Consider the following 11,533-nt stretch of genomic DNA (forward strand, 5'->3'; position numbering starts at 1 on the left):
TCCATATATCGAACGACCGTGGCACAGCACCATGGCACCGAGGGAATGGCACGCATGCCCGATCTCACGCCCCCGCCCACACCGCCGGGACCGATCCGCCTGCGTGCGCACGCGCACACCGCCCTGCGTCCGGCGGCCGCGGCACGGATCACCGGCGGTTTCTGGGCCGCCCGGCGGCACATCAACGCCTCGGTGAGCATCCCGCAGGGCCCCGAGCGCCTCGAACAGGCGGGGAACCTGGCCAACCTCCGTGCGGCGGCGGAGGGTTCGGGCACTTTCAGCGGCGACTACCCGTTCCAGGACTCCGACGTCCACAAGTGGCTCGAAGCCGCCTCCTGGCAGCTGGCCGACGATTCCGGCAAGCCGGCCGACGACTCCGGCGACGACGATCCGGGAGACGACGGTCCCGCCGCGGACGTGGCACGGCTCGTGTCGCTCGTCTCCGCGGCCCAGGACCCCGACGGCTACCTCCAGACGTACTACCAGGTCGCCCGCCCCGGACGCCGCTGGAGCGAACTCGACTGGGGCCACGAGCTGTACTGCGCGGGCCATCTGATCCAGGCGGCCGTGGCACACCACCGGACCACCGGCCGCCGCGAACTCCTCGACGTGGCCATACGGTTCGCCACGTACATCGACTCCGTCTTCGGGCCCGGCGAGAAGGACGACGGGATCTGCGGGCATCCGGAGATCGAGACCGCCCTGGTCGAGCTGTACCGCGAGACCGGGGAGCGGCGCTTCCTCGATCTCGCCGGGCACTTCACGCACCGGCGCGGCCACGGACTGCTCGCCGGGAACGCCGACCGCCCCGATCCCGGGCCGGCGTACTGGCAGGACCACCTGCCCGTACGGGAGGCGCCGACCGTCACCGGGCACGCCGTGCGGCAGCTCTACCTCCTGGCCGGGGCCGCCGACCTGGCCATGGAGACCGGTGACGCGTCGCTGCGCGAAGCCCTGGAGCGGCTCTGGCACGCCATGACCGCCGAGAAGACGTATGTCACCGGCGGGGTCGGCGCACGGCACGAGGGCGAGGCGTTCGGGGAACCCTTCGAGCTGCCGCCCGACCGGGCGTACGCGGAGACCTGCGCGGCCATCGCCTCCGTGCAGTGGTCCTGGCGGATGGCGCTGCTCACCGGCGAGACCCGCTACTCCGACCTGATCGAGCGCACCCTCTACAACGGCTTCCTGTCCGGCGTCTCCCTCGACGGCGACCGCTGGCTGTACGTCAACCCGCTCCAGGTCCGTGACGACCACGAGCCCCTTCCCGGCGACGGGACGGCCCGCCGCACGCCCTGGTTCCGCTGCGCCTGCTGCCCGCCGAACATGATGCGCCTGCTTGCCTCGCTCCCCCACTACGTGGCGAGCGGCGACACGGAGGGCCTGCAACTGCACCAGTACGCGCCGGGCGGCTACGCGACGGACGGGGCGGGCGCCGGGGCGGTCACCGTGGAGACGGACTACCCCTGGAAGGGCCGCGTCACGGTCACCGTCGACGCGGCACCGGCGGACCGCGACTGGACCCTGTCGCTGCGCATCCCCTCCTGGTGCGCCGAGTTCACGGTGACCGCCCCCGACCGGCAGGACCGCACCGAGACGGACCCCGGCTGGCTGCGGATCCGCCGCCGCTGGCTGCCGGGCGAGCGCGTCGTCCTCGACCTCGCCCTGGACGTGCGGCTCAGGGAGCCCGACCCGCGGGTGGACGCGGTCCGCGGCTGCCTGGCCGTGGAGCGCGGGCCCCTCGTGTACTGCCTGGAGAGCGTCGACCAGGAGGCGGGCCTGCGCCTCGACGACGTGACGCTCGCGCCGACCGCGCGCACCGTCGCCGAGAACCGCCCGGACCTGCTGGGCGGCATCACGGTCGTGACCGCCGTCGGCCGCCTCCGCTCGCAGGGGCGGGAGACGCGTCTGACGGCGGTGCCGTACTACGCGTGGGCGAACCGGGAGGACGGGGCCATGCGGGTCTGGATCCCGGTGAGCTGACCCGTGCCCCCTTCCGGGGCTCCGAAAGCCGGCTCAATCTCCTCTCGCGCCCCCCTGGTTGAGCATGCGCGCGCCCGCGTACGTATGTACGGGGGACACCACCTCCCCCATCCGGAGGCCTCCCATGGCAGACGCGGGCAACGTCACCGCTCTCTTCCGCGCGTCCACCGCGCACACCCCTTCGTACTCCGCGCTGAACAGGGCGGCCGCGGACGGCGGACAGCCGCTCGTCGACTTCTGCATCCCGTGCAATCCGTACTTCCCCACTCCCGAGATGTACGAGGAGCTCGGCGGGCGGCTTCGCGACATCCTCACGTACTACCCGAGCGGCGCGGACACCATCACCGCCGAGCTCAGTGCCGTGCTCGGGCTCAATCCGCAGACCGTCGTGATGGGCAACGGCTCGACCGAACTCATCACCTGGATCGACCACTTGCTGGTGCGCGACGCGCTCGCCGTGCCCGTGCCGACGTTCGGGCGGTGGACCGATCAGTCGATGGAGACCGGCAAGCGCGTCGACATGTTCCTGCTCCCGGAGTCCGACGGATTCGTGCTCGATCCGGGGGCCTTCGTCGACTTCGTCCGCTCGCGGGGTTCTCGCACCGCGGTCATCTGCAACCCCAACAACCCGGACGGGGGCATGCTGCCGCGCCGCTCCGTGCTCGCGCTGCTCGACGCGCTCCAGGACCTCGATCTGGTCGTCGTCGACGAGTCGTTCCTGGAATTCGCCGACGCGGGGCCGGAGTCGAGCGTCGCCGACGAGGCGGTCCTGCGGCCCAATGTCATCGTCCTGCGCAGCCTCGGCAAGAACTTCGGCCTGCACGGCGTGCGCTTCGGGTATCTCGTCGCCAATCCGGGCCTGGCCGGCAGAGTGCGCGCCGCGCTGCCGAAGTGGAACCTCAACTCCTTCGCGGAGACGGTGGTGTTCATGCTGAAGCAGCACCGCCACGCCTATGACCTGAGCCTGCGTCAGGTGCGCCGCGACCGCCAGGAGATGATCTGGCACCTCGGCCGGCTCCCCGGACTCACCAGCTATCCCTCGCAGGGCAACTTCGTGTACGTGCGGCTGCCCGACGGCGTCGACGGGGCGGTTCTGCGGGATCGGCTCCTCGCGGAACACGGCATCCTGGTCCGCGAGTGCGGCAACAAGATCGGCAGCTCAAGCCGCTTCCTGCGCCTGGTGGTCCGCCCGCCGGTCGACGTACAGCACCTGGTGAGCGGACTCGAACAGGCGCTGTACGCGACCGGAGGCGGCGGACTTCTGCCGGTTCCCTACGGCTCGGGGAACCCGGCGGTGGACCGGCTGGTGATGCGGGCCTGAGTCATGCGGGCCTGAGTCATGCGGGCCGCGTCACCGGTGGGCGAACCCGCTCATGGCCTCGGTCGGCCTGCCGTCGTAGTCGAAGAGCGCCTGGTTCTCCCAGGCGTTGCCCGTCGAGGGGTCCGCCGGGTCCCAGCCGTTGCCCTCGACGGCGGTCCAGACGGCGTCCCACCAGAAGACGCCCAGGCCGCGGCGGGCGGGAACCGCCTCGACGACGCTCTGGACGTCGCGGAACCACGCCGCCTGGCCCGCCTCCGTCGCCGGGTAGCCGCCGACGAGTTCGTCGGCCTTGTCGATGACGTTCTCCCAGTCGTCGTCACTGTCCAGCCGGAAGGGGTAGGCCGTCTCGGCGACGTAGAGCGGCTTGTCGTAGCGCGCCACGAGATCGTCCATGTTGGCCTGGAGATCGGAGAGGGCCCCGTGCCAGTAGCCGTAGAAGGACAGGCCGATCACGTCGAAGGGCACCTTGTGGGAGACCGCGTTGTCGAACCACGTGCGATAGAGGGCGTTGTCACCGCCGTTGGCGAGGTGGAGGGCGACCAGCGTGCTCGACGAGACGGCCTTCGCCGCCGTGGCCCCCGCCGTCAGGAGACCCGCGAGCTGCGCCCAGTTCGACGTCGACCCGGTGGGCCACAGCATGCCGCCGTTCAACTCGTTGCCGATCTGCACCATGTCGGCGGTGGTGCCCTGCGCCTTGAGCGCGTTCAGGACGTCGTACGTGTGGTCGTAAACGTCGGTCTTCATCCGGGCGTAGGAGTGCCCCGCCCAGGCCGAGGGGATCGTCTGGGCGCCGGGGTCGGTCCAGGTGTCGGAGTAGTGGAAGTCGACGAGGAGTTTCATGCCCCGCGCCTTGACGCGCTTGGCGACCGCGAGGACACGCGCCTTGTTGCAGTAGCCGTCGGCCGGGTCGACCCATACGCGCAGGCGGGCGTAGTTCATCCCGGCCGAGGCGAGCACGGCGAGCGCGTCCGCCGTGGCGCCCGAGGAGGTGCGGTAGACGCCGCCGAAGTCCTCGTTCTTCTTGAGCGAGGAGATGTCGGCGCCCTTGACGGGCAGCCCCGTCGATCCCGGGGTGAGGGTGATGTCGTCGAAGTTCGCCCAGTTCCCCGCGTTCGCGTCGGAGTACAGGCGGACGGTGCAGGCGTTGCCGGTGACCCTGACCGAGGTGACCAGGCGCAGCCACTGGCCGTTCGGGGTGGGCGGCAGGTCGGTGCGCTGCTCGGCGGAGCCGCTCTTGAGGGCCAGGTAGGCGGACTTCTGCCCGCCGCTGGAGCGGATCCAGGCGGTGAGCGTGTACGTGCCGTTGGGGAGGCCGGTGAGGTACTGGTACGTCTCGACCTTGTACGCCGACGCCGACCAGTGCGACAGACGCCCGCCGCCGGTACGGCCGCCCGCTTCCGCGAAGGAGGCGGCCGTGGTGCCGTAGGTGTTCCAGCCGGTGGTGCCGCTCTCGAATCCCCCGTTGGCGAGGGTGGCAGCGGCGCTCGCCGGCCGAGCGGGCAGGGCCGTGAGGGCGGCGCTGCCGAGCGCCGCCGCCAGGACGGCTCTGCGGGTGGCGCGTGAGCCGCGCGTCCCGTCCGGCCTGGGTGTCCCGTCTGATCTGAATCTTCCGTTTCCGTGCATCGTCGATGTCCCTTCGACTTCGCGGTACGTGGAGTGGGAGGGGTGCTGAGAGGGGTGTGAAGGGTGGTGGTGGCGCCGCGCCCGAAGCGATCGGCGCGACGCCACCGGACCGGGCAGGGTCCCCCACGGACCCGCCCGGCGTCTGGGGGCCGGGTCAGCCGTCGAGGCGGACGACCCGGACCGCGCCCGCGGGCACCGCGAGGCGGCCCGCGGCGCGCTCGCCGGTGAGGAGTTCGGTGCCGTGGGCGTCGAGCGGCACCTTGGCGTCGGACTCGGAGTGGTTGATGACGAAGGCGTAGCTTCCGGTGTCGCCCTGCCGGGTCACCACCTCGACGTCACGTGGGAGTTCGGGCCGCTCGCTGACGCCCGCGTCGGCGCACGCGGCGGCGAGCAGGGTGTCGAGGTCGCGGGCGGCCAGGCGTGTGGAGACGTACCAGGCGGTGCCTTCGCCGAGCCGGTGCCGGGTGACGGCCGGGTGCCCTGCGGTCAGGCCGTCCGCGTAGGTCCAGACGGTCTCGGCGCCGCGCGGCACGACGAACTCCGCCCATACGTCGCCGGTGAGTTCGGCGCCGTCCGGGCCCGTGACGCGCACCGTCTGGCCGTCGAGCAGCGGCGAGAACTCCTCGACGGTCAGGCCGAGCACGTCGCGCAGGGCGCCGGGGCAGGGGCCGGGGTGCACGGCGTCGTGCTCGTCGACGATGCCGGAGAAGTAGGAGACGAAGAGGGTGCCGCCCTGTGCCACGTAGTTCTCGAGGTTGCGCGCGGCGGCCTCCGTCGCCAGGTACAGGGCGGGTACGACGACCAGGGGGTAGGCCGACAGGTCGGCCTCGGGGTGGGCGAAGTCGACGGTGAGGTGGCGGTCGTAGAGGGTCTCGTAGAACGTGTCGGCGCGCTCGCGTGCGTCGTGGTCCTCGCTGGGCCGCCACTGCAGGGTCTGCGCCCACCAGGAGTGCCAGTCCCACAGCACCGCCACGTCGGCGACGGTCCGGGTGCCCTTCAGTGACGCCAACTGCCCTACGGACTGGCCCAGTTCGACGACCTCGCGCCAGACCCGTGAGTCCGTCCCGGCGTGCGGCAGCATCGACGAGTGGAACTTCTCCGCGCCGCGCCGCGACTGCCGCCACTGGAAGAACATGGCGCCCTCGGAGCCGCGGGCGACATGAGCGAGGGAGTTGCGGGCCATCTGTCCCGGCGCCTTCGCGGGGTTGCGGGGCTGCCAGTTGACGCCGGACGTGGAGTGCTCAAGGAGCAGCCAGGGGGCGCCCCCCGCGACGGAGCGGGTGAGGTCGGCGGCCATGGCGAGGTTGACGTGGGTGCGGCGGCCGTCGGTGATCAGATAGTGGTCGTTGGTGACGAGGTCGACCTCGCGGCCCCAGGCCCAGTAGTCCAGGGAGTCGCACTGGCTGAGCGCGGTCATGAAGTTGGTGGTGACGGGGGCGCCGGGGGCCAGGCGGTGCAGGATGTCGCGTTCGCGCACGAAGTTCTCCCGCAGGGTCGCGTCGGCGAACCGGCGGTAGTCCAGGGCCTGGGCCGGGTTGCCGACGGTGGGCGTGACGCGCGGCGGCTCGATCTCCTCGAAGGAGCCGTAGCGCTGGCCCCAGAAGGTCGTGCCCCACGCTTCGTTGACGGCCTCGACGCTGCCGTACGCGGACCGGAGCCAGTCGCGGAAGTGGCCGGCGCACGACGGGCAGTAGCAGGCGGAGACCGGCACCCCGAACTCGTTGTGGACGTGCCACATCGCGAGCGCCGGGTGGTCGGCGTACCGGCGGGCGAGCTGCTCGGTGATGCGCGATGACGCCTCGCGGTAGGCGCTGTTGCTGTGGCAGATGGCGCCGCGTGAGCCGAATTCGTAGCGGACGCCCTCGGCGGTGACGGGCAGGGCGTCGGGGTGCGCGCGGTAGAACCAGGCGGGCGGCGCAACCGTGGGGGTGCCGAGGTCGGCGCGGATGCCGTTCTCGTGCAGGAGGTCCAGGACGCGGTCGAGCCAGCCGAACTCGTAGACGCCGGGGGACGGTTCGAGCAGGGCCCAGGAGAAGATCCCGACGCTCACCATCGTGACGCCGGCATCCCGCATCAGCGCCATGTCCTCGCGCCAGACGGTTTCCGGCCACTGCTCGGGGTTGTAGTCCCCACCGAAGGCGAGCCCGGTCAGGCCCCTGGGGGTGTTCTCCGGCATGGATCTCTCCCGAGTCATCGATCGTTGAAAGCAACAGTCTGGAACATCAATTGGGAACGTGCACACACACTTTCGCGGGTCTGATCTCAACATAACCGCACAGCAACAACCATTGACAAGTGTCCTGGATGTTTCTCTACTGTGAACGCTCACAGATGCGTGGCAGGCCGCTCGACGCAGTCGGCACAGCCACCCGGTAAGGGGAGACCATCCATGCCGTTCACGAAGCACCGCCGCTTCTACGCCACTTCGCTCGCCCTCGCCCTCGGCGCCGCCGCCCTCACCGCCTGCGGCTCGTCGGACGACGACAGCCAGGCGGAGTCCGGCCCCGCCTCCCTGACGTACTGGGCCTGGACGCCCGGCATGGACAAGGTCGTCGATCTGTGGAACAAGGGCCCCGGCAAGAAGGAACAGATCAAGGTCACCGTCAAGAAGCAGGCGTCCGGCGACACCCTCGTCACCAAGATCCTCACCGCCCACAAGGCCAAGAAGGCCCCCGACCTGGTCCAGGCCGAGTACCAGGCGCTGCCGACCCTGGTCAGCAACGACGCGCTCGCCGACATATCCGGTGACGTGGGCAAGGCGAAGGGCGAGTTCCCCGAGGGCGTCTGGCAGCAGACGACGCTCGGCTCGGACGCGGTGTACGCGGTGCCGCAGGATTCGGGGCCGATGATGTTCTACTACCGCGCCGACCTCTTCAAGAAGTACGACCTCAAGGTCCCCGCCACCTGGGACGAGTTCGCGAAGACCGCACGCGCGCTGAAGAAGAAGGCCCCCGGCAAGGACCTCACCACGTTCTCCGCGAACGACTCCGGGCTCTTCGCGGGCCTGGCCCAGCAGGCCGGCGCCAAGTGGTGGACCACCGAGGGCGAGAAGTGGAAGGTCGGCATCGACGACGACGCCACGCGCAAGGTCGCCGACTTCTGGGGCGGCCTCGTCGAGGAGGGCGCCATCGACAACCAGCCGATGTACACCCCCGCCTGGAACAAGGCCCTCAACACCGGCAAGCAGCTCGCCTGGGTGAGCGCCGTCTGGGCGCCCGGCACCCTCACCACCGCCGCCCCCGACACCAAGGGCAAGTGGGCCATGGCCCCCCTGCCGCAGTGGTCGAAGGGCGACAACACCACCGGCAGCTGGGGCGGGTCATCGACCGCCGTCACCACCGACAGCGACCACAAGGGCGCCGCGGCCAAGTTCGCCGCCTGGCTGAACACCGACCCCAAGGCCCTGGACGCGCTGGCGAAGGAAGGCGGCATCTACCCCGCCGCCACCGCCGCCCAGACCAGCGGCGCGTTCGCCGAGCCCCCGGCATACTTCGCCGGCCAGAAGGACTTCTACCCGCAGGCCGCCGAGATCGCGAAGACCGCCGCGCCCGGCGCCTGGGGCCCGAACGTGAACGTCGCGTACACCACGTTCAGGGACGCCTTCGGCTCGGCCGCCAAGAACAAGTCCGACTTCGGCGCCGCCCTCAAGACCATGCAGGACACCACCGTCGCCGACCTGAAGAAGCAGGGCTTCGGAGTCGCGCCGTGACCCGTGCACGCCCCGGCCGCGTGACCCCGGCACGCCCCCGCCGCAGGAAGGGGTACGGGGTCAAGAGCGCCCCGTACGCCTTCCTGCTCCCCGCCACGCTGCTCTTCGCGCTCTTCTTCGCGCTGCCCATCGGCTACGCGCTCTGGCTCAGCCTCCACAAGGTCGAGGTCGAGGGCCTGGGCCTGGGCAAGGACGCCCGGCACGAGGTGTGGGCCGGCATCGGCAACTACACCGACGCCCTCGCCGACTCCGAGCTCCTGCACGGCGCGCTGCGCGTCCTGGGCTACGGCGCCATCGTCATCCCGGTGATGCTCGGCCTCGCGCTGCTCTTCGCGCTGCTCCTGGACACCGAGCGGGTGCGCCTCACCCCCTTCACGCGCCTGGCGATCTTCCTGCCGTACGCCGTGCCCGGGGTCATCGCCGCGCTCCTGTGGGGCTTCCTCTACCTCCAGGACGTCAGCCCCTTCTTCTTCGTCCTCGACAAGCTGGGCCTGCCCCAGCCCGATCTGCTCGACGGAGGGCCGCTCTATCTCGCGCTCTCCAACATCGCCGTCTGGGGCGGCACCGGCTTCAACATGATCGTCATCTACACCTCGCTGCGGGCCATCCCGGCCGAGGTCCACGAGGCGGCGAAGCTGGACGGCTGCTCGCAGCTGCAAATCGCGCTGCGGATCAAGATCCCGATGGTGGCGCCCTCGCTGGTGCTCACCTTCTTCTTCTCGATCATCGCGACGCTCCAGGTGTTCAGCGAGCCCACCACCCTCAAGCCGCTCACCAACTCCGTCTCCACCACCTGGAGTCCGCTGATGAAGGTCTACCAGGACGCCTTCGGCAAGGGTGACATCAACTCGGCGGCGGCCACCGCCGTGATCATCGCGGTCGTCACGCTCGTCCTGTCCTTCGGCTTCCTGCGCGCCGCGAACTCCCGCACCAAGAAGGAGGCGACCCGATGAGCTCGCCGACCTCGCTCGCCGTCCGCAAGGCCGCGCCCGCCGCGGGCACCACGCCCGGCACCGCACAGGGCCCGCCCCCGCCACGGCGGATCGCCGTCCTGCCGACCGCCGTGCTCGTGCTCGGCGCCCTGTACTGCCTGCTGCCCGTGCTCTGGGTGGTGATCGCCTCCACCAAGTCGGGCCGCGAACTGTTCTCCACGTTCACGTTCTGGCCCGGCAGCGGCTTCGCCGACAACATCACGGACCTGGCCGCCTACCGCGACGGCATCTACTGGCGGTGGATGGGCAACTCCGCCCTCTACGCAGGTCTCGGCGCGCTCCTGTCCACGGCCGTCTCCGCGGTCAGCGGCTACGCCCTCGCGGTCTACCGCTTCCGCGGCCGCGAGAGCGTCTTCAACATCCTGATGGCGGGCGTCCTGATGCCGCCGGTGATCCTGGCCGTGCCGCAGTACCTCCTGCTCGCGAAGGCCGATCTCACGGACTCGTACGCCTCGGTCCTCATGCCCCTCGTCCTCTCCCCCTACGGCGTGTACCTCGCCCGGATCTACGCCTCCGCCGCCGTGCCCGGCGATGTCGTGGAGGCGGGGCGGATGGACGGGGCGAGCGAGTGGCGGATCTTCACGCGGATCGCGCTGCCGATGATGGTGCCCGGCCTGGTGACGGTGTTCCTCTTCCAGTTCGTGGCGGTGTGGAACAACTTCCTGCTCCCCTACATCATGCTCAGCGACGACGAGAAGTTCCCCATCACGCTGGGTCTGTTCACGCTCCTGGAGCAGGGCTCCAACACCCCCGCGCTCTACACCCTCGTGATCACCGGCGCGCTCCTGGCCGTCGTACCGCTCATCGCCCTCTTCCTGGTCATCCAGCGCTTCTGGAGCCTCGACCTGCTGTCCGGAGCCGTAAAGTCGTGACCATGAACGCTACGGGGGGCAGGCGCAGGCCGCCGACGATCCACGACGTGGCCCGCGAGGCCGGCGTCTCGCGCGGCACGGTGTCCCGCGTGCTGAACGGCGGGCATTATGTGAGCCCCGCCGCCCAGGAGGCCGTAACCGCGGCCATCCGCAAGACCGGTTACGTCGTCAACCGGCACGCCCGCTCGCTGATCACCGGCCGCTCCGACTCGGTGGGTTTCCTCCTCACCGAACCCCAGGAGCGCTTCTTCGAGGACCCGAACTTCAATGTGCTGCTGCGGGGCTGCACGGGGGCGCTCGCCGCGCACGACATCCCGCTGCTCCTGATGCTGGCGGGCACCCCGGACGAGCGGCGCCGCATCATGCGCTACATCACCGCGGGCCACGTCGACGGAGTGCTCCTGGTCTCCAGCCACTCCGGCGATCCGGTCGCGGACGAACTGCGCGACGCCGGGGTCCCCCTGGTGGCGTGCGGGAAGCCGATCGGCCAGGCGTCCAAGGTCAGCTATGTCGCCGCGGACGACCGGGACGGGGCCCGCGACATGGTGCGCCATCTCCTGTCCCTCGGGCGGCGCCGCATCGGCACGGTGACCGGGCCGCTCGACACCCCCGGCGGCGTGGAACGGCTCGCCGGCTACCGCGAGGTCCTGGCCGAGGAGGGCATCGCGGTCGACGACCGGCTCATCGTGTCCGGCGACTACAGCCGGGCGGGCGGTGAGGCCGCGGCAACCCTGCTCCTGGACCGGGCCCCGGACCTGGACGCCGTGTTCGTGGCCTCGGACCTCATGGCGCAGGGCGTCCTTGCGGCCCTGGACCGCGCGGACCGCCGCGTCCCCGAGGACATCGCGGTCGGCGGCTTCGACGACTCGCCCGCCGCCCTGACCGCCCGCCCGGAGCTGACGACGGTCCGCCAGCCCTGGGACCGCATCAGCGCCGAGATGGTGCGGGTGCTTCTCGCCCAGATCGGCGGCGAGGACCCGGCCGCGGTGATTCTGCCGACGGAGCTCGTGATCCGCGGATCGGCCTGACAGCGGAT

7 protein-coding genes and 1 pseudogene are annotated in these 11,533 nt (G+C 70.8%); 6 read left to right on the forward strand and 2 right to left on the reverse strand.

The annotated features are described in order from the left end of the window. Positions 1-54 precede the first annotated feature (54 nt). Together ABZ906_RS12845 and ABZ906_RS12850 are read left to right on the forward strand one after the other, a co-directional pair. Positions 55-1,980 carry a beta-L-arabinofuranosidase domain-containing protein gene (locus ABZ906_RS12845; RefSeq protein ID WP_361381460.1) on the forward strand — a complete coding sequence of 642 codons (1,926 nt, stop codon included), beginning with the start codon at positions 55-57 and terminating at the stop codon, positions 1,978-1,980. A gap of 124 nt (positions 1,981-2,104) precedes the next feature. Continuing rightward, positions 2,105-3,220, forward strand: a pseudogene (locus ABZ906_RS12850) (histidinol-phosphate transaminase); the annotation flags it as partial. Between the two features lie 111 nt (positions 3,221-3,331). On the opposite strand, the gene ABZ906_RS12855 reads toward ABZ906_RS12850, so the two are convergent. Next, a complete protein-coding gene (locus ABZ906_RS12855; protein ID WP_361381136.1) occupies positions 3,332-4,924 on the reverse strand; it encodes a glycosyl hydrolase 53 family protein in 1,593 nt (530 codons plus the stop codon). A 154-nt stretch (positions 4,925-5,078) separates the two neighbouring features. Next, positions 5,079-7,100 carry a beta-galactosidase gene (locus ABZ906_RS12860; protein WP_361381138.1) on the reverse strand — a complete coding sequence of 674 codons (2,022 nt, stop codon included), beginning with the start codon at positions 7,098-7,100 and terminating at the stop codon, positions 5,079-5,081. A gap of 213 nt (positions 7,101-7,313) precedes the next feature. Here ABZ906_RS12860 and ABZ906_RS12865 point away from each other — a divergent pair, with 213 nt between their 5' ends. The 4 genes from ABZ906_RS12865 to ABZ906_RS12880 are packed head-to-tail and all read left to right on the forward strand — an operon-like array spanning position 7,314 to position 11,525. Then, complete coding sequence (locus ABZ906_RS12865) at positions 7,314-8,633, forward strand: extracellular solute-binding protein (protein WP_361381141.1); 1,320 nt, start codon at positions 7,314-7,316, stop codon at positions 8,631-8,633. 20 nt (positions 8,634-8,653) lie between these two features. Further along, positions 8,654-9,586 (forward strand): sugar ABC transporter permease, encoded by a 933-nt coding sequence (locus tag ABZ906_RS12870; RefSeq protein ID WP_361381463.1) that lies wholly within the window; start codon positions 8,654-8,656, stop codon positions 9,584-9,586. Next, complete coding sequence (locus ABZ906_RS12875; RefSeq protein WP_361381144.1) at positions 9,583-10,497, forward strand: carbohydrate ABC transporter permease; 915 nt, start codon at positions 9,583-9,585, stop codon at positions 10,495-10,497. The genes ABZ906_RS12870 and ABZ906_RS12875 overlap by 4 nt, the downstream gene beginning before the upstream one ends. Continuing rightward, complete coding sequence (locus tag ABZ906_RS12880; RefSeq protein ID WP_361381147.1) at positions 10,494-11,525, forward strand: LacI family DNA-binding transcriptional regulator; 1,032 nt, start codon at positions 10,494-10,496, stop codon at positions 11,523-11,525. The genes ABZ906_RS12875 and ABZ906_RS12880 overlap by 4 nt, the downstream gene beginning before the upstream one ends. The last annotated feature ends 8 nt before the right edge of the window (positions 11,526-11,533 follow it).

The organism is Streptomyces sp. NPDC046925 (genome assembly GCF_040644915.1).
Lineage (GTDB): Bacteria > Actinomycetota > Actinomycetes > Streptomycetales > Streptomycetaceae > Streptomyces.

Excerpts from the sequence above, each read along its gene's own strand:
- ABZ906_RS12865 (WP_361381141.1), top strand. The coding sequence starts at position 7,314 with ATGCCGTTCACGAAGCACCGCCGCTTCTACGCCACTTCGCTCGCCCTC.
- ABZ906_RS12855 (WP_361381136.1), bottom strand. The coding sequence starts at position 4,924 with ATGCACGGAAACGGAAGATTCAGATCAGACGGGACACCCAGGCCGGAC.
- ABZ906_RS12860 (WP_361381138.1), bottom strand. The coding sequence starts at position 7,100 with ATGCCGGAGAACACCCCCAGGGGCCTGACCGGGCTCGCCTTCGGTGGG.
- ABZ906_RS12875 (WP_361381144.1), top strand. The coding sequence starts at position 9,583 with ATGAGCTCGCCGACCTCGCTCGCCGTCCGCAAGGCCGCGCCCGCCGCG.
- ABZ906_RS12845 (WP_361381460.1), top strand. The coding sequence starts at position 55 with ATGCCCGATCTCACGCCCCCGCCCACACCGCCGGGACCGATCCGCCTG.